Origin of the sequence: Pseudonocardia cypriaca (assembly GCF_006717045.1) — a bacterium.
Classification (GTDB): Bacteria; Actinomycetota; Actinomycetes; order Mycobacteriales; family Pseudonocardiaceae; genus Pseudonocardia; species Pseudonocardia cypriaca.
Map to the genome: position 1 here is coordinate 584,398 of NZ_VFPH01000002.1, position 22,518 is coordinate 606,915.

A 22,518-nucleotide genomic window follows, 5' to 3' on the forward strand; every position below is an offset into this window, starting at 1 on the left:
GCGTCTGGCCGCCCCGGATGGCGCGGTCGATAAACTGAAAGCCCTTTCGAACAGCGGCGGTGGGGGATGTCGAGCAGGGGTCCGCAGGGTCTGCGCGGGCGCCGCCGTGAATGCCACGAGCTGGACCAGCTCCTGACGAGCGCCCGCGAGGGGCGGAGTCGCGTGCTCGTCCTGCGCGGCGAAGCCGGGATCGGCAAGACCGCGTTGCTGGAACACCTCGCGAGCCGCGCCGAGGGGTGCCGCATCGCGCGCGCCGCGGGGGTGGAACTCGAGATGGAGCTCCCTTTCGCCGGGCTCCACCAGCTCTGCGCACCGTTCCTCGACCGGCTCGAGCGGCTTCCCGGCCCTCAGCGTGACGCGCTCAGCACCGCGTTCGGCTTGCGCAGCGGCAACCCCCCGGACCGCTTCCTGATCAGCCTGGCGACCCTGAGCCTGCTGTCGAACGTCGCCGAGGAGCAACCCCTGGTCTGCCTCGTCGACGACGCCCAGTGGCTCGACCAGGCCTCGGCGCACACTCTCACCTTCGTGGCCCGGCGCCTGTTGGCGGAGCCGGTCGCGCTGGTGTTCGCCACCCGGACGGTCGGCGAGGACCAGACGTTCCGGCAAGTCCCGGGGATGCAGGTCACCGGCCTGAACGACACCGACTCGCGCGCGGTGCTCAGGACGGCACTGCGCGGCCCGCTCGATGCCGCCGTATTCGACGAGATCGTCGCCGAGGCGCGGGGCAACCCGCTGGCGCTCCTGGAGCTGCCGCGCGGGCGCACACCTGCAGAGCTCGCGTTCGGGTTCGGGCTCGCGCACACGATCCCGTTGGCCAGCCGCGTGGAAGAGGAGTTCGTCCGGCGGCTCCGGCCGCTTCCCGCGGACACCAGGAAGCTCCTCCTCGCGGCTGCGGTGGAACCGGTCGGAGACGTCACCGTGCTGTGGCGCGCGGTCGAACTGCTCGAGATCAAGCCTGACGCGGCGGCTCCAGCGGAGGCGGCCGGGCTGATCGATCTCGGCACGCGCGTACGGTTCCACCATCCGCTCGTGCGCTCGGCCGCGTGGCGCGCAGCCGGGGTGCACGATCTGCAGGAGGTGCACGGCGCGCTCGCGGAGGTCACCGAGCTCGATCCCGACCGCCGGGCGTGGCACCGCGCCCAGGCGAGCGCCGAGCCGGACGAGGAGGTCGCCACCGAGCTCGAGCGCTCGGCCGACCGTGCCCGTTCCCGAGGCGGGTTCGCGGCGGCCGCCGCCTTCCTCGAGCGGGCGGCCGAGCTCACCTCTGACGAGGCGCAGCGGACGGGCCGCATCCTGGCCGCGGCGCAGGCCAAGCTGCACGCCGGTGAGTTCGACGTGGCGCGGAACCTGCTCGCGGTCGCCGAGGCGGGGCCGCTCGACGAGCTCGGGCGGGCACTGGCCGATCGGCTGCGTGCCCAGATCGCATTCGCCTCGAACCGCGGCAACGAAGCCCCTCCCCTGCTGCTCGCCGCCGCCGAGCGGCTCGAGTCGCTGGACGCCGAGCTGGCCCGCGACACCTACCTGGACGCCTTCTCCGCTGCGATGTTCGCCGGCCGCCTCGCGGGCACCGCCAACACGGTCCACGTGGCGCGAGCGGTCCCGCGCACACATGCGGATGGAACGGGCAAGGGCGACATGCTGCTGGAAGGGCTGGCCTCGCTGTTCACGGATGGCTACTCGGCGGCGATGCCGCTGGCCCGGCGAGCGCTGCAGGCGTTCTCCGCCGAGGACCTCTCGATGTCGGAGGGACTCCGGTGGCTCTGGCTCGCGTCGATCATCTCGGTGGACGTGTGGGACGACGAGTGCTGGCAGGTTCTCTCCGCCCGCCACGTGAGTCTCGCTCGGGAGGCCGGCGCCCTCGGCGAGCTCCTCCTCGCGCTCAACTCGCGCGTCATGGCGCAGGTCTTCGCCGGCGAGCTGACGGAGGCCGCACCCCTCGTCGATGAGGCGAACGCGGTGGGTGAGGCGACCGGAAGCAGTCTGGCTCCGTGCGGAGCCATGGCGCTCGCCGCGTGGCGCGGTCGCGAGGAGCAGGCGCGCGCCCTGATCGAAACCAGCATGAACGAGGCCGTGGCCCGTGGCGAGGGGATCGCGGTGACCATCGGGCACTGGACGAGCGCGTTGCTCCTCAACGGGCTGGGCCGGTACGAGGACGCCATGGGCGCGGCCCGCCAGGCCGGCTTGTTCCCCACCGAGCTGTGCGCGGCGAACTGGGGGTTGGCCGAGCTGGTGGAGTCGGCGGCCCGTACCGGCGCCACCGAGGACGCGGCCGAGGCCCTCGAGCAGCTCTCCGCGATGACCCGCGCCAGCGGCAGCGACTGGGCGCTCGGCGTGGAGGCGCGCTCACGCGCGCTGCTGAGCGATGGCGAAACCGCCGAGCGGCTCTACCAGGAGGCGATCGAGCGGCTGGGCCGAACCCGGGTCCGGGGCGAGCTCGCCCGGGCCAGGCTGCTCCACGGCGAATGGCTCCGCCGAGAAGGCCGACGCCTCGACGCACGCGAGCAGCTGCGGGCCGCTCACGAGCTCTTCATCGCGATGGGCGCCGAGGGGTTCGCCGAACGGACCCGCCGCGAGCTGCTCGCCACCGGCGAAACGGCACGCAGACGCACTTCCCGCACACGTGACGAGCTCACCGCGCAGGAGGCGCAGATCGCCCGGCTCGCCGCGCACCGGCACACGAACTCGGAGATCGGCGCCCAGCTGTTCATCAGCCCCCGCACCGTCGAGTGGCACCTGCGGAAGGTGTTCACCAAGCTCGGCGTCAGCTCCCGCAAGGAACTGTCCGAGGCCCTCCCGACGCCGTAGCAGCCGGGACGTCACGATCCGGCGCGCTGCCTTGTCCTTGTTCGTGAAGGGCACCCGGCCGAGCCGCGAGGTGAGAGCGGGAACACCGGGTTTCAGACGGCTCCCAGCGGAGTACGCGTCAAGCAGAGCGTGGCTGGTCCCACCCGCCGCCGGGCGCCGCACGCGTGCCCGCCCCCCCGGCCGATCGGCCGCTGCGGTGGGCCGTCCTCCGCGGCGATGCCGGCACGGGCGTGGCTGCGTTGCCGCATTCGCGGCGTTCACCGGGCTGGACGTCAGCTCCCCCGAGGGGCTCGTCGCGGCTGCCGAGCCCGTCCGGGCCACCTCTCCCGCCACAGCAGGCCCGGGCGACGGGCGCACCTCCCCCGGGACCCTGGCCCCGCGCCCAGGGGTACACCCGGGGCCACCAAGGGCGCGACCGGGCCCCGGGCCGAACGACGGTGGTCCCATGCCCATCGACATCGCGTCCGCAACGGCCGAGGAAGCAGCGGACTTCCAGAGCGTCCGTCCACGTCTGTTCGGGATCGCGTACCGGCTGCTCGGCCGGGTCGCCGACGCCGAGGACGTCGTCCAGGACGTCTGGGTGCGTTGGCAGGGCGCAGACCGAGCACAGGTGCACGACCGGGTCGCATTCCTCGTGAAGATCACGACGCGGCTCGCGCTCAACGTCGCCGTCTCCGCACGTGCGCGCCGCGAGGTCTCCGTCGACAGCTGGTTGCCGGCGCGGATCTCGACCACCGAGGACCCGACGGTGGCTGCCGAGCGGTCGGCGGACCTGGAGCAGGGGGTCCTGCTCCTGCTCGAGCGGCTGTCACCGGTCGAACGTGCCGTCTTCGTACTCCGGGAGGCGTTCGACTACCCGTTCCGCGACATCGCCGAGGCGCTCGGGATCAGCGAGGCCAACGCGCGACAGCTCGGGCGACGGGCCCGGATGCACCTCGCCGAGGCCCGGCACGCGCCCGTTCACCGGGTGGCTCGTGACCGGTTCCTGCGGGCCTTCCTCGACGCCGCTCAGGCCGGCGCCGTGGCGCGCCTGGAACAACTGCTCGCCGCTGACGCCCTGCCGCCGCCCGGGCGCGACCGAGCAGTGGCGTGACCGACCCGAGGAGAACGTCATGGAGGAATCCCCGAGTACGGCGCCGTGGAGTCCTCTCGCCGACGAGGCCCATCTGTTCGCGGTCGTGCACGGCCGCGAGAACTGACCCACGAACGATCCCGAGAGGAACGCCGGACCATGAACCGCCAGGAGCAGCGCGCGCTGCGCGCCATCGAGAGGAACCTGGCCGTGGAGGACCCGAGACTGGCCGAACTGCTCCGCACGTACGGGAAGAGCCGTTGGAACCGGGTCGCCCACTACGCCGGATGGATCGCCGTCCCGTTCACGCTGCTGGGATTCGTGCTGGGAGACGGCCTGCTCCTGCTGACCGCTGCGCTCCTGGTGACCGGCGCCGTTCTCGGGTGGAGCCTGCGGCCCGATCAGGGGCCCGGGTCCGGTGGTTCGACGAGGCGGAACCGGTAGGTCTGGCAGTCGCGCGGCTGACGCTCCACGAGCCGAGCCGACTTCTGGCGGATCGCCCTCGGGTTCCACGCCGACGCGACGGGGCGACCACCCGCCGACCTGCGCGCCGCGCTCCCTCGCGGTGAGGGATCGTCGTCGGGTTCGAACCCGGCCGGTGCAGATCGAGAAGACCGGCGGCTGTAGCTCATGGCGTGAATGACAACCGCCGGATGACTGGTCGCGCGGCGTTTCCGGCATCGGCGCCGATTCCGGCCGGCAGCGCGCCGCCCACCCACAGGTCGGCGAAGCCGTGGACGATCGACCAGGCGGCCAGCTCGGTGGTTTTCGTGAGCGATGTCGAGAGCACCGCGGTGAGTGCCTGGCCGGCGCGCTCTTGCGCGGCGATCAGTTGTGGGTCGTCGGCGTTGTGCAGTGCGCGGTGAAACATCACTTCGAAATGCGCCGGATACTCGGCTGCGAACCTCACATATGCCACGCCTGCGTCGACAAGGCCACCATCTGCGGCGGTCAGGGCTTCGGCCAGCAGGTCGTATCCCTCGGCCGCCAGGGCGGCGAGCAGGCCGGGCTTGGTGCCGAAGTGATGGTTGAACGCCGCATGCGAAACTCCGACGCGGCGGGCCACCTCGCGCATGCGGAGCGCAGCAGTCCCACCGTCCTGTTTGATGGCATCGACGGTCGCGGCGAGCGCGGCCCGGCGCAGGTCTCCGTGGTGGTAGGGCCGATCGGTCATGGTCCGAACCTCACCATCGACGCATTTCAGGTAAGGCATCTCCTCAACAGATGCTTCTCCGACGATCAGACGCCGTTGCTCGACGAGCTGAGCGCGGTTCCCGGCCTGCCAATGCGTTCACGTACAGCGGAGCCACGCCCGGGCTGCGTCGCATGCGCACCAGCCTGCGCGCCGAGCCGGCGGAGATCGTCAACCTCAGGTCGTCGGCCGCTCCACCGAAATGATGAGATCGGACCAGCTGGGAGGAACGAGCCCGTTCCCCCACGCGAAGATCACCGCCTGCACCCCTCGGGGAGGAAGAGGTGGTGGAACGGCCCGATCAAGCGTGGTGCGCGACTTCACCGGCCACGGCATCGGCCGCTCCTTCCACAGCGGGCTGGTCGTCCCGCAGTTCGAGCACACGGTCCTCGTCACGGCGGACGGGGTGGAGATCCTCACGTTGCCGTCGTGACTTCGGTCGGCACGCGTCCGGGCCGTCCGCGGTGACGGGCCCGCGGGGCGTCAGGGGGGCGCGCCGTCGCAGCCGGGACGCGGATCACCGGCTGGGAACTGCGTTGGTGGGCGGCCGCGGCGCACCTACTGTCGGGCCATGGCCAAGGTGTACGACGGGATCGACGCCCGGATGGCGGGGTGGATCGAGAAGCAGCCGCTGTTCTTCGTCGCCACAGCGCCGCTGGCCGCAGACGGGCTGGTGAACCTCTCACCCAAGGGCACGATGGGCACGTTCCGGGTGCTCGACGAACACACCTTCGCCTACCTGGACATGACCGGCAGCGGGGTGGAGACCATTGCCCACCTGCGGGAGAACGGGCGCATCTGCGTGATGTTCTGCGCCTTCGCGGGCCGCCCCACCATCGTGCGGCTGCACGGCACCGGGCGTGCCGTGCTGGCGGACGACCCGGGCTACGAGGCGGAGCTCGCCCCGTTCGGGGAGGCGGCCGAGAGCAGGCGGCGGTACCTGCGGGGTGTGGTGCGCGTGAACGTGACCCGGGTGTCGGACTCGTGCGGGTACACCGTGCCGCGGATGGACCTCGTGACGGAACGCGAAGCGCTCGACGCGGTGTGGCGCAGCCGCGACGACGAGCGCATCGCGCGCTACCACGCGGAGCGCAACGCGACGAGCCTGGACGGGCTGCCGGGCCTCACGGCCGGGTGAGCTGCGCGGCTGTGCCTCCCTGTGGGCCGCCCGCCAGGCCGTCATCCGCAGCCGCTTCGTGTACTCGACGACCCCGCCGCCGGTGGCCGCGCGGAACAGGGCCCTGGCGCACCGGTTCCGTGCGCTTCGGGCCGCCCGCCACCAGCATTCGCGGCCAGCTGGGCCAGCAGCGACCACCCGGCCCCCGCGGCCGAGATCACGCTCACAAGCGTCTCGTCTCGCTCCGAGGACGCTCAGGTTCGAGCGCGCCGGCTCGATCCTCGGCGTCAGCGGCGCCCCAGCCGCTCGTCGAAGACGTAGACCCACGCCTGAGGTCCTGAGATGAGGGGCACCCGGATGCGGACGTAGTCATCCACCTCGTACCGGTCGGCCGCGTCTCCGTCCAAGCGGGCGACCGGCGCAACGCCGCGTCCTCGTGCTCGCGAGCGGCAGCGCGGGCCTACCCGCCGGCGGAGGTGCGGGCGCGGCTGCACGTGCGGGTGGCCGCCGTAGGCTCGCCGCATGGACACCCCGATGGAGACGCGGAAGGCGCAGCGGCTCGGCCGTGAGGTCGGGGTCGTGGGGCTGGGCTGTTGGCAGCTCGGCGGCGACTGGGGCCGTGTGGAGGACGCCGACGCGCTCGCCCTGCTGCACGCCGCCGCCGACACCGGGGTCACGTTCCTCGACACCGCCGACGTGTACGGCGACGGGCGCAGTGAGGCCCTCGTCGGCCGGTTCCTGGGCGAGCGCGGGGACGACCGGCTCGTCGTGGCCACGAAGATGGGCCGCCGGGTCGAGCAGGTGCCGGAGAACTACACGCGGGACAACTTCCGCGCCTGGAACGACCGCTCGCGCGCCAACCTCGGCCTCGACACGCTCGACCTGGTGCAGCTGCACTGCCCGCCCACCCCCGTCTACTCCCGGGACGAGGTCTACGACGCGCTCGACGAGCTGGTGGCCGAGCAGCGCGTCGCGGCGTACGGCGTGAGCGTCGAGACCGCCGACGAGGCGCTCACCGCGATCGCCCGGCCGGGCGTGGCGAGTGTGCAGATCATCCTGAACGCGTTCCGCCAGAAGCCGCTCGAGCGCGTGCTGCCCGCGGCGGCCGCAGCGGGTGTCGCGATCATCGCGCGGGTGCCGCTGGCGTCCGGGCTGCTGTCCGGCCGCTACAGCGCCACCACCGAGTTCCCGCCCGACGACCACCGCACCTACAACCGCCACGGCGAGGCGTTCGACGTGGGCGAGACGTTCGCCGGCGTGCCGTTCGAGGTGGGTCTCGCGGCGGTGGAGCGGCTGCGGCCCCTGGTGCCCGCCGGCGCGACGATGGCCCAGTTCGCGCTGCGCTGGATCGTCGACCAGCCCCAGGTCACGGTCGTGATCCCGGGTGCCCGGTCGGCGGAGCAGGCCAGGGGCAACGCGGCCGTGGCCGACCTGCCCCCGCTCGGCGCCGAGGTGCACGCGGCCGTGCGCGCGGTCTACGACGAGCTGATCGGTCCGCACGTGCACGCACGCTGGTGACGGAGCACGCCGCCATGAGCGACCTGCGACGCACCTTCCGCGGCCGCAGGCCCTGAACGACCGTGCGCGGTACCGGCACCGCGTCAGGCGCGCAGCCGGCGGGCGACCGCGGGGATCACGATCGCGGCGGCCACCAGGTGCGTCGCCATCAGCAGGACCTTGGTGCCGGTGGCGGCGTCGGCGAGCACGTCCGGCACCAGGGACAGCACGGTCAACGCGATCGTGGTGCGGATCCAGGTGGTGCGCGGGTGCCGGGCGAACCGGCGCAGGCCCACGGCGATGAGCAGGCCGATGACCGAGAAGATGACGGTCAGCGTCGCGAACCCGGAAGCCGGGATCGACGCACCCGCGACGTCGAGGCTGATCCCCACCGCCGAACCGGCGACGGCGACGGCCGCGGTGGCGACCGCGGCGACGACGGTGGCGACGGCCCCGTCCCGCAGCAGCGATCCGACCGTCGGGACGGACGACGTGGTGGTGGCGATGGTGGCGGACACGGTGGCCTCCGGTGGTGGGTCGACCGGCGCCGTGCCGGTCGCTCACCAGATCAGACCGGCGACCCGGCCGGAACTCATCGCAGCCCGACGGGACTCACCGGAGCCGCGGGTCCCGTTCGACCTGCGAGACTCTTCGCGTGCGCCCGCCACAGCCCATCGTCCTGACGGGAACCCGTGCTGGGATGGCCGGCATGCTGCGGCACGGCGAGGCACCCGGCACCCGCGCGCGACACCGCCGGGGTGCGCCGTGACACAGGGCACGGGGCGGGACACGGTCAGCGTCCGCCGGCACAACCTGCGCACCGTGCTGCGCCACCTGCACGTGCACGGACCGACCACCCGCACCCAGCTCGGGACGATCACCGGGCTGACCCGCAGCGCCGTCGGCGACCTGGTGGCCGAGCTGGCCGGGCGCGAGCTCGTGAGCGAGTCCGGGGTGGTCGCCGAGTTCGGCCGCGGTCGCGGCCGCCCCTCCCTCCTCGTCGCCCCCCGGGCCGACGTGGCGCGCGTGCTCGCCGTGGTGATCGGCGACGACGCGCTCCGCGCCGCATGGGTCGGGCTCGGCGGCGGTGTCGGCACCGTCGCCCAGGCGCCGCACCACTACGTCCCCGGCGATCCCGGGCCCAGCCTCGACCAGCTGGCGACCCTGCTGCGCGAGCAGCTGGCCGACCCCGGACACCCGCCGCTCGCGATCGGGGTGGCCGTGCCGGGCCTGGTGCGGGCCACCGACGGCGCGGTCGCGCTCGCCCCGCGCCTCGGCTGGCGGGACCTGCGGCTCGTCGACGAGCTGCGCCGCCGGATCGACGTCGACGCGCCGCTGGTGACCGGCAACGACAGCAACCTCTCCGCGCTCGCCGAGCACCTGCGCGGGGCCGGTCGCGACCACGACCACATGATCTACCTGACCTGCGGGCTCGGCGTCGGCGGCGGCATCATCGTCCACGGCAGGCTGCTCGAGGGCGGGCACCCCGGCTACGCGGGCGAGGTCGGCCACATGGTGATCGGGGGCGGCTCCGGCCCCTGCTACTGCGGGGGTCACGGCTGCTGGGAGACCGAGGTCGCCGCCGACGCCCTGTTCCGGCACGCCGGGATGACGGTGCCGGACGGGCCTACCCGCAAGGCCGCCCTCTCGCAGCTGGTGGCGCGGTCGGAGCAGGGCGACCCCGAGGCCCGGGCGGCGCTCACCGCCCCGCTCCCGGCCTTCGCGGCCGGCATCGCCACCCTCGTCTCGCTGTTCAACCCCGGCCGGATCATCCTCGACGGCGTGTTCGCCCATCTGCTGCGGCACGCCGGGCCGGAGCTGCGCGACGCCGTCGCGCACCTCCGCCCGGCCCTGTCGAACGGCCCGGTCGACCTGGTCCCCGCGGAGCTGGGTGCGCAGGGTCCGCTGCTGGGCGCCGCCGAGGCGGCCGTCGACGCCTTCCTCGCCGGCCTCCGGACCGGGTCGGCGGACGCGCCTGCCGCCGCCCGGGGAGCCGCCCGCTGACGCCCGTCACGAGGTGAAGCGGATGACCGCCTTGATCCGGTCGAGCCCCGTGTCGAACGCCGCTCGCCAGTCCTCGAGGGGCACGCGGTCGGTCAGCAGGCCGTCGAGCCACTCCCGATCCGCTCGGCGGAGCGCGGTGTGCGCCGCGTCGAAGTGCCGGCGGTTGGAGTTGACGGTGCCCAGGACCGTCCGGTTCCCGGAGATCAGCAGGCGCGCCAGGTCGGCCAGCTCCAGCGCTCCCGCGGAGCGGGCGTCACCGACACCGACGAGGCAGGCGGCCCCGGCAGGAGCGGTGCGGTCGATGGCCTCGGCGACGAGCGCACCGCTGCACTCCACGACGGCGTCGAACGCGCCGACGAGGGACTCGGTCGACGAGTGGTAGGTGGCACCGATCCCGGCGACCTGCCGCGGCTTGGGGCCGTGTGCCACCCGGTCCACGACGTGGACGTCCAGGCCGCGTTGCGTCCCGAGGAGGGCGGCGAGGAGACCGATCGGGCCGGCCCCCAGCACGAGGGCCCGCCGCAGCGGCCGGCGCACCGCGTGGTCGAGCTGCTCCCAGGCCTTGGCGACCACGCTGGCGGGCTCGAGCAGCACGCCGGCGAGCCCCAGGTCGGGGCTCACCCGCACGGCGTACTCCGGCTCGAGCCGGAACCGCTCGGAGCCGAACCCGTCGCGGCCGAGGATGCCGCGCTCGGTGAAGCGCCCGTTCTCGCACAGGTCGGACCGGCCCACGGCGCAGAACGCGCACGGGACCGGGTCGGGGTGCCGCACGAGACCCACCACGAGGTCACCGGGGACGACGCCGCATCCGGCCGGAGCATCCAGGACCCGGCCCAGTGACTCGTGACCGAGGACCAGCCCGGCGCGGCCGGGCGGTGCCAGCCGCGGCCCCCTCGCGACGATCTCCCGGTCGGTCCCGCACACGCCCAGGGCGAGCGCCTCGACCAGGAGCGCCCCGTCCTCCGGCGCGGGCTCCGGGACGTCGTCGAGCACGAGCGTGCCGCCGTCGGCGCCCGGATGGACGCAGAGCGCCCGCATCACCCGCGGTTCAGAGGCCGGAGTCCGCGAGCGTGTAGCGCAGGCGGGGCCGGTTCATCTTCAGCTGGTGCCAGTAGGGGTACGGCAGCGGCCGGGCGCTGACCCGGTCCAGCAGCGCCACCTCCTCGGCGGTGAGCTCCCAGGACGCGGCGTCGAGGTTGTCCGACAGCTGCTCGGTGGTGCGGGCCCCGATGATCACCGACGTGACGCCGGGACGGCGCAGCAACCAGTTGATCGCGACCTGCGCGATGCTGACCCCGCGCTCGCGGGCGATCCCGTCGAGCGCCTCGACGACGTCGAAGCCCTGCTCGGCGTCCATGGTCCCGGTGTCGCCCGTGGTCTCGCGCCGGCTGCCCGCGGGCGGTGCCTCGCCGCGGCGCTGCTTGCCGGTGAGGAAGCCGCCGGACAGCGGGCTCCAGACGAGCACGCCGACGCCCTGGTCCTGAGCGGCCGGCAGCAGCTCGTGCTCCAGCTCGCGGCCGACCAGGCTGTAGTAGGCCTGCAGCGAGACGTACCGCTCGAACCCGCGCCGCTCGGACACCGACAGCGCCTTCACCAGGTGCCACGCCGAGTAGTTCGAGCAGCCGATGTAGCGGACCTTCCCCTGGCGCACGAGGTCGTCGAGGGCGCGGAGCGTCTCCTCCATCGTCGTGCGCTCGTCGACGGAGTGCACCTGGTACAGGTCGATGTGGTCGGTGCCGAGCCGCCGCAGGCTCGCCTCGCACGCCGCGATGATGTGGTGGCGGGACTGCCCCCGGTCGTTCGGGCCATCGCCCATCGGGCCGTTGAGCTTGGTGGCCACGAGGACGTCATGGCGCCGCTTGCCGAGCGCCTGTCCGAGGATCTCCTCCGACAGCCCCTGCGAGTAGACGTCGGCGGTGTCGAAGAAGTCCACGCCGCGCTCGAGGCACATGTCGACCATGCGCGTCGCCTCGTCGACCTGCACCTTTCCCATCGGCGCGTGCCGGCCGGCACCGCCGAAGGTCATCGTCCCCATGGTCAGCACGGGCACCTGCAGGCCGCTGGCGCCCAGGAACCTGGTCTCGATGGTCATCAGGCCACTCCTGTTCGTCCCGCCCGCAAGGGGCGGAGCCCGATCGGCCGAGCCCTGCTCGGCACGATCACGGTCAGTTCGGGGTGATCTCGTTCGGTCAGCGCCACTGCGCGCGAGGGATGGCCCGAGTTGCGCTCGAACATGTCCCAGTGCATCGGGACGAGCACCTCGGCTCCCGCGCCCACGGCCAGCCCGACCGCCTCCTCGGCGGACATGTTGCCGACGATGCCGCGGGCCTCCCGCTCGGCGTCGCGGCCGTTGACCGGCAGCAGCACGACGTGCGCCTCCAGCCGGGCGAGCTCCTCGGCCAGTCCGGGGTAGGCCAGGCAGTCGCCGGAGTGGTAGACCCGCGTGCCGGCGAGATCGACGACGTAGCCGAGGAAGCGCACCAGCCCGCCCGACAGCTCGGCGCCGGTGCCGTACGCATCGGTCATGTCCACGCCGTGGTGGGCCGGCAGCGGGTCGACCCGCACCGACCCGATCGTGAGCGGCCGCCCGGGCTGGGCCGGTTCGATCAGCTCCCGGCGGATCCCGAGGGACGCGACCCGGTCGACCACCGGCTCCGGCACCACCCACCGGGCCGTCGAGTCGGCCTCCGCGAACGCCTCGGCCACGTGGACGTCGAGGTGGTCGCCGTGCTCGTGCGTCACCAGCACCGCATCGACCCCGGCGGCGTCAGCGGCGGGGAACGGCGGCGGGAACCGGCGGTCCCCGGACGGGACCAGGTAAGGGTCGACCAGCAGGGTCGTCCCGCCGCCCCGCAGCAGGAAGCCCGCCTGCCCCAGCCACCACACCAGCACCTCGCCATCGCCGAGCGGCACGCCGGCCGCCTCGGCGAACGACCAGGGCTCACTCATGCCGGCGTGGGAGCAGCCGGCGCCACGAGACCCTGGTCGCGCAGCGCCGCCCACAGCTCGGCGGGGACGTCGTGGTCGAACGCCGCGAGGCACGACTGCGCCTCACCGGCGTCCTTCACCCCGGCGATCACGGCTGCGACGGCCGGGTGCCCGAGCGGGAACTGCACCGCGGCCGCGGCGAGCGGCACGTCGAACGACGCGCACACCTCCTGCAGCCGGCGGGCCCGCTCCAGCTCCTCCGCGGCCGCCTCCCGGTAGTAGTAGGTGGCGCCCGGCGCGGGTCCGGTGGCCAGGATCCCCGAGGCGAACACCTGGCCGATCACGACGCCGACGCCGCGCTCGGCGCAGCGGTCCAGCTCCGCGAGCCCGCCCTGCTCCATCAGCGTGTACGGGCCGGCGACGAGGAACAGGTCCGGGTCGAACAGGTCCAGCCAGTGCGACACGAGCCCGATCTCGTTGATCCCGAAGCCGACGCCGCGGATCACGCCCTGCGCCTTGAGGTCCTGCAGCGCCGCCCAGCCCGACCGCAGCAGGTCGGCGCTGTGCGCGTCCATCCGGGCCTGCGGACCGAGGTGCACCAGGTCGAGGTCGTGCACGAGCACGAGGTCGATCGCCGAGACGCCCAGCCGCTGGAGCGAGTCCTCGATCGAGCGCAGGACGCCGTCGCGGCTGTAGTCGTAGTGCACCTCCCACGTGGCCGGGTCGCCGATCGCGGTCCGCTCCGCCGGCCGACGAGCGGCGCGGGAGGGACGGATCAGGCGCCCTACCTTCGTCGAGAGCACGAACCGCTCCGCGCACCGCCCGCCGAGGAAGCGGCCCAGCCGCTGCTCGCTGATCCCCCGCCCGTAGAACGGGGCGGTGTCGAAGTAGCGCACCCCGCCGGCCCAGGACGCGTCGAGGGCGGCCGCCGCGTCGTCCTCGGGGTACTGGGAACGGGGCAGCTTGAGCGCGCCGCCGCCGAACCCGAGCTGGGTGACCTCGACCCCCGTGCGTCCGACCTCCCGGGTCGCTGCCGGCTTCATGCGCCTCCCTCCACCGATCGCCTCACGGGACCGGTGTCGTGGCCTGGCCCGTCGAGAACCAGGACCGGATGTTGTCGATCATGCACTGGTCCATGTCGGCCCGGGTCTCGACCGTGTTGCTGGCGATGTGCGGGGTCAGCACGACGTTCTCGGCCTCGACCAGCGCCTGCGGCACGTTCGGCTCGTCGTCGAACACGTCGAGCCCCGCCCCGCCGATCGCCCCGCTCACCACCGCGTCGACCAGCGCCGCCTCGTCGACGAGCCAGCCGCGCGCGATGTTGACGAACACGCCCTCCGGGCCGAGCGCGGCGAGCACGTCGGCGTCGACGAGGTGGCGCTGCCCCGGGCCACCGGCCGCGCAGAGGAACAGGAAATCCGACTCGCGCGCGAGCTCGAGCCCCGTGCGGTGGAGCGGGTAGTCGACGTCGGGCGCCGGGCGCGGGTCGTAGTAGGCGATCCGCATGTCGAACGCCTCCAGGCGCTTGGCGAGCATCCGGCCGATCCGGCCCAGCCCGAGGATCCCGGCGCGCTTGCCGGAGAACCGCCTGCCCGCCCCGGCGTGCCCACCGGCGGCCCACCCGCCCGCGCGCACCCAGCGGTCCCCGCTGGTGATCCGGCGCGAGACGTCCATCGCCAGCGCCACAGCGGTGTCGGCCACGTCCTCGTAGAGCACGGGCGTGGTCGTGACCACGATCCCGCGCTCGCGGGCCGTGCTGAGGTCGGTGCGCTCCAACCCGACGCCGAACAGGGCGACGATCTCCAGCTTCGGCAGCGCCTCCATCACCTCGGCCGAGAGCCCGACCATCGGGTTGGACAGCGCGCCGCGGACCCGCTCCGCCGCCGGACCCAGCGCAGCCGCGACGTCGTCCCCGGGCGCCACCTCGTGCAGCGTGAACTCGGCGCCGAGCGCCTCGATCACCGCCGGTCGCTGCCGTCCGATCACGGCGAGCTCGACGCGTTCGGTCGTGGTCATCGGTACCTCCTCGATCGCCAGCCGTCCTGCATCAGGCGTACTGCTCCCTTCGACCCGACCCGGACCTCCCGGCCGCCCTGCCAATGACCTCTCTCCCCTGCTGCTCGTGAGCGGTTCGGAGATGGCCTGGCGGCTCAGGTGAAGAAGTCCTGGTCCTCGGGACGCAGGTGGGCCCTCGCGGCCTCGCGGTCGAACTCGACGCCGAGCCCGGGCCGGTCCCACACGTCGACGAAGCCGTCGACGACGATCTGCTCGGGCAATCCGGTGACGATCGAGTACCACCAGTCCGGCTTCGCGACGGGGTACTCGAACGCGATGAAGTTGTCCGGCAGCGTGGCGCACACCTGCACCAGCGCCGCGAGCCCGAACACCCCGTCCAACACGCCGTGCGGAGCGATCTGGACGCCGTGCAGGTCGGCGTACTCGGCCACCCACTTCAGCTCGGCGATGCCGCCGACGTCGCAGGGGTCCGGCCCGACCACGCGCACGGCCTGGGTGGAGATCAGGTCCTTGAAGTTCTGCCGCAGGTAGATCTGCTCGCCGGTGTGGGTCGGGGTGCTCGTCGAGATCGTGACCTCGCGGTACTGGTCGGCGTGCACCCAGGGCACGTAGTCACCGGTGAGCAGGTCCTCCACCCACAGGAGGTTCAGCGGTTCGAGGGCCCGCAGCAGCCGGATGGCGTCCGGCACTGTGAAACCCGGGCCGGCGTCCAGGGCCAGGCCGACCTCGTCGCCGAGCACGTCCTTCATCGCCTCGACGCACGCGATCGTGTGCTTCAGGCCGCGCTCGGTGAGGGGGCCGCGGTTGGGGTGCCGCGGCCCCGTGCGCAGCTCACCGAGGGTGAACTCCGGGGTGTTCACGGCCATCGGCCCGTGGAAGGCGACCCCCTGCTTGATCAGGGTGAAGCCCTCGAGGGCGGCCTTCATCTCCGCCATCGCGGCGGCGTAGTCCTCCGGACGGTGCCCGCGCAGCTGCGGGCGCACCCCGCCGTTGTAGACCCGCACGCGGTCGCGGACCTTGCCGCCGAGCAGCTTGTACACCGGCAGCCCCGCGGCCTTCCCCGCCACGTCCCAGAGCGCGATCTCGATCGCCGACACCGCCGCACCCCACGGCTTGAACCCGGCGAAGCGGCGGATCTTCAGCAGGCACCGCTCGACGTCGGTGGGGTCCTCCCCGACCAGGAAGTCGCGGTACATCTCGACCACCGGCCGCATGTACGGCTTCGAGGACTCGATCTCCCCGAACCCGTCCACGCCCTCGTCGGTGACCACGCGGACGATCGGGCTCTCGCCGATCACGGCGCACCTCAGATCGACGATCTTCATCGACCGCGCCTCCCGTCGAGAGCACCCTGGGGTGGGAGCACGGGGACGAGAGTATGTAAGGCCCGGATACAAAACAAGGCTGAGCGACTGCCCCCGGGCGCCGGCGCGGCAGGGTGCAGCCGGGCCGCGTGGACGCGGTGGTCGATGTGGACCGACCTGGCCCGGCCCGGATCAGATGACGTCGCCCCGATCGAGCCTGCGCCGGTCCAGACTGATCGGGCCGGGCCCGATCACGAACAGCAGGAGGAACACCCAACTGTAGAGAGCGGGTGGCTCCCCTCCGTTGTCCAGCCAGTTCCAGCCGTTCGGCAGGTGTATGAAGAAGAAGGCGAAAGCCATCATCCCCGACAGGAGGAACGCGGCGGCTCGCGCGTGGAACCCGACGGCGACGAGCACGATCAGGACGATCTCCACCACGGAGACCGCGACCATGAATCCGCCCCATGACTCGCCGCCCAGCAGCCCCAGCGCGGTGAGGGGATGCAGCACGAACAGGACGGCCACCGCGCAGCGGAAGGCCAGCAAGGTCCACGGCTGCGCTCGGACCAGGAACTCTCGGGTGGATGTCGGCGAGACCGCTGTCGTCGTCTCAACTGGTTGGGACATGCGGACCAATCTGCCGATTCGTACACATATCCGCCAACGCGTGATTCGGATACCCGCCATTCGTCTCCCGCATGGTCGTCAGCGCTGGGGAAGCGCACATGGCCGAGCCCGCCGAGGCTCCGCCGGGGCGACCAGCGCATACGTTGACGGCACACTATGCACGTGCCGCATAGCGATCTCGGGCTGCTCCACGACCTGCGCGCCCTGTCCGTCCTGCTCGAGGAGCGCAACGTGACCCGGGCCGCCCTGCGCTTCCACTTGAGCCAGCCGGCGATGAGCCGCACCTTGCAGCGGCTGCGTGGGCTGTTCGACGACGAGCTGCTGGTGCGGTCCGGCGGTGACTACGAACTGACGCCCCGCGCGCGGGCGATGCAGCACGAGCTCGCCCTGCTCCTCCCGCGACTGCAGAACTTCGTGGCCGGCAAGGAGTTCGACCCCACGACGGCAACCGGGACCGTGCGCATCATCGGCACCGACTACACCACCTCGACGCTGGGCCCCCACCTGCTGCCCAAGCTGTTCCTCGCCGCTCCCGACCTGGAGGTGCGGATCGAGTCGAGGGAGCACGACAGCTACGCAGCCCTCGAAGGGGGGCGGGCCGACATCGCGCTGTCCGTGCTCCGCCCGCCCGCCCCGCTGCGCTGGGAGCAGCTCTTCACCGACGACCTCGTCTGCGTGGTGGACCGGGACCACCCGGAACGGAACCGATTCTCGCTGGCCGGCTACACCGCGGCCCGGCACGTGGCCGTCACCGTCATCGACCAGGAGCAACCGATGATCGAACGGTGGCTGCAGACCCGCGGGCACAGCCGGACCGCCGCGGTCCGGGTGCCGCACTTCGTGTCGGCGCTCGCCGCCCTGCCCGGCACCCCCCTCGTGGCCACGATCCCCCGCAGGCTCGCGGAGCTGCAGGCCGCCGCTGACCCACGGGTGCGACTGGTCGAGGCCCCGGAAGGTCTCGACCCCTTCCCGTACGGCATGGTCTGGCATCCGCGACTGGAAACAGAGCCGACGCACACCTGGCTGCGCGGCATGATCCGCGCAGCAGCACTGGACCTCACCGAATCGTCCAGCGGGGAAAGAACATTCTGAGGATTTCCTGAATCCCTTCACACCGATTACATGAGAGGGGGGTCGACAGCCCCTGTATAGGCGCCCGGTTCGACGCCACCATGGCGGACGCCTGCCGATCCGACTGAACGCCCGTCGTGCGGGCACGCCTTTCGGATCGCTTTCGCCGACATCCTGGAGCAACCCGATGCCACGGTTCATGAGACGACCGACCCGGAAGAACCATCCGAGCGGATTGTCTCGCCGACAGTTCATCGGCGGTGCCGGCGTCGTGGTCGCCGGCGCGGCGGCGGTCGCCGTGCCGGTGGCGGTGAATCGGTCCTCGACCCCGACGGTGACGACGCCGGGCGAGAACCTGGTGACCGTCGGCCTGCGGGTGAACGGGGAGAGCACGCGCCTGGAGACGGACCCGCGGTCGACGCTGCTGGACACCCTGCGCGAACGCCTGGGGCTCACCGGCACCAAGAAGGGATGCGACCGCGGGCAGTGCGGCGCGTGCACCGTCCACGTCGACGGGCAGCGGGTGCTGTCGTGCCTGACGCTGGCCGCATCCCTCGACGGGGCCGAGGTCACCACGATCGAGGGACTGGCCGACGGGGAGCAGCTGCACCCGATGCAGCAGGCGTTCATCGACCACGACGGCTTCCAGTGCGGATTCTGCACCTCGGGGCAGATCATGTCGGCCGTCGCTCTCGTCCAGGAAGGCCACGCCGGGTCCGACGAGGAGATCCGGGAACACATGTCCGGCAACATCTGCCGCTGCAGCGCCTACCCGTTCATCACCGACGCGATCAGGGACGCCCGCGAGGTGATGGCCTGATGCGCGCGTACGACTTCACCAGGCCCGGCGCCGTGGACGTGGCGCTGCGCGACGCCCGCGACGGCAGCGCCTACCTCGCGGGTGGCACGACGCTGGTCGACCTGATGAAGCTCGAGGTGATGACGCCGTCGCGCGTCGTCGACATCAACCGGCTACCCCTGCGCGGCATCAGCGTCGACCGGGACGGACTGCACATCGGGGCGCTGGAGCGGATGAGCGACGTCGCCCGGCACGACGACGTCCGGTCCCGCTACCCGATGATCAGCCAGGCACTGGAGCTGAGTGCGTCGCCGCAGCTGCGCAACATGGCCAGCATGGGCGGCAACCTCCTGCAGCGCACCCGGTGCAGCTACTTCCGAGACCTGTCGACACCCTGCAACAAGCGCACGCCCGGCAGCGGCTGCGCGGCTGTCGCCGGGCACAACCGGATGCACGCCGTCCTCGGCACCAGTGACGCGTGCGTCGCCGCCCACGCCAGCGACGTCGCGGTCCCGCTGGTGGCGCTGGACGCGCAGGTGCACCTCACGGGGCGGGACGGCCCGCGGACCGTCCCGATCGGCGAGTTCTACCAACTGCCCGAGCAGACGCCGCACATCGAGAACCAGCTGCGCGCGGGTGAGCTCGTCACCGGGCTGACCGTGCCGCCCCTGCCGTGGGCGAGCCGCTCGGCGTACCTCAAGATCCGAGACCGGCAGTCCTACGAGTTCGCCCTCACCTCGGTCGCGATCGCGCTCGACGTCGGGGGCGGCGTGATCCGCGATGCGCGGGTCGCCGCGGGTGGGGTCGGCAGCCGACCGTGGCGACTTCCCGCGGTCGAGCAGGCACTGGTCGGCCGGCCCGCGACGGCCGAGACGTACGAGGCCGCCGCCGCGCGTGCCACGGACGGCGCCCGTCCCCTGACGCACAACGCGTTCAAGCCCGCGCTGCTGCGCCGCACGCTGGTGCGCGCACTCACCGGGCTCGGTGAGATCCGATGACCACTCCCCTGGGTTCCGACGTCCCCCGCGTCGACGGCCGGCTCAAGGTGACCGGCGCCGCCCGCTACAGCGCCGACCACTCCGAGGACCACTGGGCCGGCCGGCTCGCGTACGCCCACGTCGTGCTGAGCACGGTGGCGCGGGGCAGCGTCCGTTCGATGAACGTCGACGCGGCGCGCGGTGCTCCCGGTGTGCTCGCCGTGTACACGCCCTTCGAGCCGTTGCGGATCTACTCGGCGTCCCGGGGCGAAACCTACGCGCCGCTGCAGGACCGGGACGTCCGCTTCCGGGGTCAGGTGATCGGACTGGTCGTCGCCGAGACGATCGAGCAGGCGCGGGAGGCGGCCGCGCTCGTCTCCGCCGAGTACGACACCGTCCCGGCCCGGACCACCCTCGCCGCCGGCATGCCGGGCGAGCCGGTCGAAGGGGACGCCGAGTTCCCGGCGCAGGCCGCGCCCGTGCTCGCTCCCGGCGTGGCCTCGATCGACGACGCGCTGCGCGCGAGCGCGGTCACGGTGGACATCACCGTGACCCAGCTGCCGCAGAGCCACGTCGCCATGGAACCGCACAGCACGACCGCGGTCTGGCAGAACGACCACCTGACCGTCTACAGCGGATGCCAGGGGCCGGCGAACTACGCGAACACGCTCGCCGAACGCGTCGGGGTGAGCCGGGACAACGTCCGGGTGATCAGCCCCTTCGTCGGCGGCGGCTTCGGCAGCCGGGTACCGACCTGGGGTGACGGGCCGCTCGCTGCCGTGGCCGCGCGGGCGCTCGGCCGCCCGGTCAAGCTCACGCTGACCCGCGAGCAGGCCTTCGTCCTGACCGGGCACCGCCCCCTCATCGAGCAGCGGGTCCGGCTCGGCGCCTCCCGGGACGGCGTGCTCAACGCCGTCAGCCACCAGTGCTGGTCCGAGATGCCCGTCGCCGGGGGCTGGAACGAAGCACCCGCAGGGGAGACCACGACGGTGCTGTACCGCACGCCGAACCTCGCGATCGAGGAGCGGCTGGTGCCGATGGACACCCCGGCCACCTGGGCTATGCGGGCACCCAACGAGGCACCGGGGATGTTCGCGCTGGAGACGGCCATGGACGAGCTGGCCGTCGCGCTGGGGATGGACCCGGTCGAGCTCCGGCTGCGCAACGACGCGACCACCGTTCCCGGCAGCGACCGCGGCTGGACCAGCAGGCGGCTCGCCGAGTGCTACCGCGTCGGCGCCGAGCGCTTCGGCTGGGCCGACCGCAACCCCGTCCCCGGCTCCCGGATCGACGGCGAGTGGCTCGTCGGGCACGGGACGGCCACCGCGATCTACCCCGCCAACCGGTCCGACGTGCCCGTACGCCTGACGCTGCGGGACGACGGCACCGCCGTCGTGTCGACCTCGACCCCGGACATCGGCACCGGCACGTACACGATGGCCTCGATCGTCGCGTCCGATGCGCTCGGCATCCCACTGGATCGGGTCGTCGCCGAGCTGGGCGACTCGGCGCTGCCGGCGGGAACGGCCGCCGTCGGTTCGCGGGCCGCCGGCACCCTCGCCCCGATGATCCAGGACGCCGCCCGCACGCTGATCGGGGAGATCACCGCACTCGCCGTCCGGACCCAGCGCTCCCCGTTCCACGGGCTCGACCCCGCATCGCTCACCTACCGTGAGGGTCGCGTCGAGGGCAACGGCCGGGCTGTCACCTTCGCCGAGATCATCGACATGGCCGACCTGCCGCACCTCGAGGTCACCACGGAGGGCGGGGCGGGCGGACCCGGCGGCGGCGGGGCTCCGGAAGGCCCCGTGGCGCACGGCTTCGGCGCCCACTTCTGCGAGGTGCGGGTCAACCGGTTCACCGGCGAGCCGCGGGTCAGCCGCTTCACCACCGTCGTCGACGTCGGGCAGGTGATCAGCGCCCGGACGGCCCGCAGCCAGCTGGTCGGCGGCGTCGTCTTCGGCATCGGCGCCGCACTGCTCGAGACCAACCCGATCGAGGAGGACAGCGGCCGCTTCGCCGGCGCGAACCTCGCCGACTACCTCGTGGCCGTCAACGCCGACATCCCCCCGATCGACGTCAGCTGGATCGACTACGCCGACACCGCCTTCAGCTCCGCGGGAGCACGCGGACTGGGCGAGCTCGCGACCGTCGGAAGCTCCGCCGCGGTCGGCAACGCCGTCTTCAACGCGACCGGCATCCGGATCCGGGACCTACCGATCACCCTCGACAAGCTCATCACCTGAGCGCGGGAGCAACCTCTGGGTGCCCACGACGGCGAGCAGCTCGAGCTTCGCGACCGAGTCGGTGCCGACCGCCGGGGTGAACCACAGCAGCCGCTGCGTGCCGTCCTCGCTGAACAGGCTCAGGCAGTTCACCTCGAGCAGACCGAGCTCGGGGTGCACGATGCGCTTGCGGTCGTGGCGGCGGAACCCGACGTCGTGGCGTGCCCAGTGCTGCTCGAACTCGGGGCTGCGCGCGGTCAGGTCAGCGATCAGCGCGGCCACCTCGGGGTCGGCGCCGCCGCGGCGGGCCATGGCCGCGCGGAGGTCGGCCACGAACGAACGAGCATGCTCGTCGTGGTCTTCCGCGGGGTAGATCGCGCGCGACGCCGGGTCGGTGAACCACCGGTACAGGAAGCTCGCGGTCCACCCGGTCGTGGTCGGCGGCGGGCCGAGCAGCGCGGCAGCCAGCCGGTTCTGCACCAGCATCACGCGCAGGTCGGTGACCACCTGCGCCGGGGTGCCGTCCATCCGGTGCAGCAGGTCGAGCATGCCGGGGTGGACGTGGTCGGCCGGGCCGCCGGGCGCGGGAAGCGGGCGTCCGGCGAGGGAGAAGAGGTGGTCGCGCTCGTCGCGGCTCAGCCGCAGGGCCCGGGCCAGCGCGGCCAGCATCTGCTCCGACGGCTGGGCGCCGGCTCCACGTTCCAGCTCGATGTAGTAGTCGACCGACGCACCGGCCAACTGGGCCACCTCGTCACGACGCAGACCGGGCACCCGACGGCGTGGGCCGGCCGGCAGGCCGACGTCCCCCGGCCGCACCCGGTCCCGGCGCGACTTGAGGAAGGCACCCAGCTCGACGAGGTTCACCTCCGCCACTCTGCCGGGGG

At 72.8% G+C, this 22,518-nt stretch carries 20 protein-coding genes and 1 pseudogene; 11 read left to right on the plus strand and 10 right to left on the minus strand.

Translation table 11 applies throughout. The features are described 5' to 3' along the window. The first annotated feature begins 66 nt into the window (after window positions 1-66). The 3 genes from FB388_RS20355 (at window position 67) to FB388_RS20365 (ending at window position 4,321) form a co-directional block, all read left to right on the plus strand. On the plus strand, window positions 67-2,805 hold the full coding sequence (locus FB388_RS20355) for an ATP-binding protein (protein ID WP_142103812.1): 2,739 nt from the start codon (window positions 67-69) through the stop codon (window positions 2,803-2,805). 445 nt (window positions 2,806-3,250) lie between these two features. Next, window positions 3,251-3,898 carry a sigma-70 family RNA polymerase sigma factor gene (locus FB388_RS20360; protein ID WP_142103814.1) on the plus strand — a complete coding sequence of 216 codons (648 nt, stop codon included), beginning with the start codon at window positions 3,251-3,253 and terminating at the stop codon, window positions 3,896-3,898. Between the two features lie 138 nt (window positions 3,899-4,036). Next, the gene (locus FB388_RS20365; protein ID WP_142103815.1) at window positions 4,037-4,321 is read left to right on the plus strand and encodes a DUF3040 domain-containing protein; all 285 of its coding nucleotides are present in this window, start codon (window positions 4,037-4,039) and stop codon (window positions 4,319-4,321) included. A gap of 184 nt (window positions 4,322-4,505) precedes the next feature. Here the strand turns inward: FB388_RS20365 and FB388_RS20370 are convergent, their stop codons facing one another. Then, window positions 4,506-5,051: a TetR/AcrR family transcriptional regulator gene (locus FB388_RS20370; RefSeq protein WP_142103817.1), complete on the minus strand. Its 546-nt coding sequence runs from the start codon at window positions 5,049-5,051 to the stop codon at window positions 4,506-4,508. 325 nt (window positions 5,052-5,376) lie between these two features. Between FB388_RS20370 and FB388_RS40915 the strand changes: the two are divergent. The 3 genes and pseudogenes from FB388_RS40915 to FB388_RS20385 form a co-directional block, all read left to right on the plus strand. Beyond that, window positions 5,377-5,502, plus strand: a pseudogene (locus tag FB388_RS40915) (hypothetical protein); the annotation flags it as partial. Between the two features lie 138 nt (window positions 5,503-5,640). Beyond that, on the plus strand, window positions 5,641-6,207 hold the full coding sequence (locus tag FB388_RS20380) for a pyridoxamine 5'-phosphate oxidase family protein (protein ID WP_142103818.1): 567 nt from the start codon (window positions 5,641-5,643) through the stop codon (window positions 6,205-6,207). 513 nt (window positions 6,208-6,720) lie between these two features. Next, window positions 6,721-7,704 carry an aldo/keto reductase gene (locus tag FB388_RS20385; protein WP_142106143.1) on the plus strand — a complete coding sequence of 328 codons (984 nt, stop codon included), beginning with the start codon at window positions 6,721-6,723 and terminating at the stop codon, window positions 7,702-7,704. Window positions 7,705-7,787: 83 nt separating this feature from the next. Here the strand turns inward: FB388_RS20385 and FB388_RS20390 are convergent, their stop codons facing one another. Further along, window positions 7,788-8,201 carry a DUF6069 family protein gene (locus tag FB388_RS20390; protein ID WP_142103820.1) on the minus strand — a complete coding sequence of 138 codons (414 nt, stop codon included), beginning with the start codon at window positions 8,199-8,201 and terminating at the stop codon, window positions 7,788-7,790. Between the two features lie 247 nt (window positions 8,202-8,448). Here FB388_RS20390 and FB388_RS20395 point away from each other — a divergent pair, with 247 nt between their 5' ends. Then, window positions 8,449-9,687, plus strand: a complete 1,239-nt coding sequence (locus tag FB388_RS20395) for an ROK family protein (RefSeq protein WP_211362130.1) — start codon at window positions 8,449-8,451, stop codon at window positions 9,685-9,687. 6 nt (window positions 9,688-9,693) lie between these two features. On the opposite strand, the gene FB388_RS20400 is transcribed toward FB388_RS20395, so the two are convergent. The 7 genes from FB388_RS20400 to FB388_RS20430 all read right to left on the minus strand — a co-directional run bounded on the left by FB388_RS20400 (window position 9,694) and on the right by FB388_RS20430 (window position 16,562). Then, entirely contained in the window at window positions 9,694-10,725 is a 1,032-nt protein-coding gene (locus tag FB388_RS20400; RefSeq protein WP_142106144.1) for an alcohol dehydrogenase catalytic domain-containing protein, read from the minus strand. Window positions 10,726-10,735: 10 nt separating this feature from the next. Next, window positions 10,736-11,779, minus strand: a complete 1,044-nt coding sequence (locus FB388_RS20405; protein WP_246122219.1) for an aldo/keto reductase — start codon at window positions 11,777-11,779, stop codon at window positions 10,736-10,738. Further along, window positions 11,779-12,636 carry an MBL fold metallo-hydrolase gene (locus tag FB388_RS20410; RefSeq protein WP_142103823.1) on the minus strand — a complete coding sequence of 286 codons (858 nt, stop codon included), beginning with the start codon at window positions 12,634-12,636 and terminating at the stop codon, window positions 11,779-11,781. The genes FB388_RS20405 and FB388_RS20410 overlap by 1 nt, the downstream gene beginning before the upstream one ends. Further along, entirely contained in the window at window positions 12,633-13,658 is a 1,026-nt protein-coding gene (locus tag FB388_RS20415) for an aldo/keto reductase (protein ID WP_142103825.1), read from the minus strand. Before FB388_RS20415 ends, FB388_RS20410 begins: the two co-directional genes overlap by 4 nt. Window positions 13,659-13,680: 22 nt before the next feature. Beyond that, window positions 13,681-14,631, minus strand: coding sequence for a 2-hydroxyacid dehydrogenase (locus FB388_RS20420; protein WP_142103827.1), 951 nt, complete (start codon window positions 14,629-14,631; stop codon window positions 13,681-13,683). A gap of 134 nt (window positions 14,632-14,765) precedes the next feature. Then, the gene (locus tag FB388_RS20425; RefSeq protein ID WP_142103829.1) at window positions 14,766-15,956 is read right to left on the minus strand and encodes a mandelate racemase/muconate lactonizing enzyme family protein; all 1,191 of its coding nucleotides are present in this window, start codon (window positions 15,954-15,956) and stop codon (window positions 14,766-14,768) included. A 171-nt stretch (window positions 15,957-16,127) separates the two neighbouring features. Then, the gene (locus FB388_RS20430; protein ID WP_246122221.1) at window positions 16,128-16,562 is read right to left on the minus strand and encodes a DoxX family protein; all 435 of its coding nucleotides are present in this window, start codon (window positions 16,560-16,562) and stop codon (window positions 16,128-16,130) included. Between the two features lie 162 nt (window positions 16,563-16,724). On the opposite strand from FB388_RS20430, the gene FB388_RS20435 reads away from it, so the two are divergent. The 4 genes from FB388_RS20435 to FB388_RS20450 all read left to right on the plus strand — a co-directional run bounded on the left by FB388_RS20435 (window position 16,725) and on the right by FB388_RS20450 (window position 21,655). After that, the gene (locus FB388_RS20435; protein ID WP_170225753.1) at window positions 16,725-17,654 is read left to right on the plus strand and encodes a LysR family transcriptional regulator; all 930 of its coding nucleotides are present in this window, start codon (window positions 16,725-16,727) and stop codon (window positions 17,652-17,654) included. A 214-nt stretch (window positions 17,655-17,868) separates the two neighbouring features. Beyond that, complete coding sequence (locus FB388_RS20440; protein WP_246122223.1) at window positions 17,869-18,453, plus strand: (2Fe-2S)-binding protein; 585 nt, start codon at window positions 17,869-17,871, stop codon at window positions 18,451-18,453. Continuing rightward, the gene (locus FB388_RS20445) at window positions 18,453-19,430 is read left to right on the plus strand and encodes an FAD binding domain-containing protein (RefSeq protein WP_142103833.1); all 978 of its coding nucleotides are present in this window, start codon (window positions 18,453-18,455) and stop codon (window positions 19,428-19,430) included. Before FB388_RS20440 ends, FB388_RS20445 begins: the two co-directional genes overlap by 1 nt. Next, window positions 19,427-21,655, plus strand: a complete 2,229-nt coding sequence (locus FB388_RS20450; protein WP_142103835.1) for a xanthine dehydrogenase family protein molybdopterin-binding subunit — start codon at window positions 19,427-19,429, stop codon at window positions 21,653-21,655. The genes FB388_RS20445 and FB388_RS20450 overlap by 4 nt, the downstream gene beginning before the upstream one ends. Here FB388_RS20450 and FB388_RS20455 read toward each other — a convergent pair. Further along, the gene (locus FB388_RS20455) at window positions 21,623-22,498 is read right to left on the minus strand and encodes an MmyB family transcriptional regulator (protein ID WP_142103837.1); all 876 of its coding nucleotides are present in this window, start codon (window positions 22,496-22,498) and stop codon (window positions 21,623-21,625) included. The two genes, FB388_RS20450 and FB388_RS20455, sit on opposite strands and share 33 nt — an antisense overlap. Window positions 22,499-22,518: the final 20 nt, after the last annotated feature.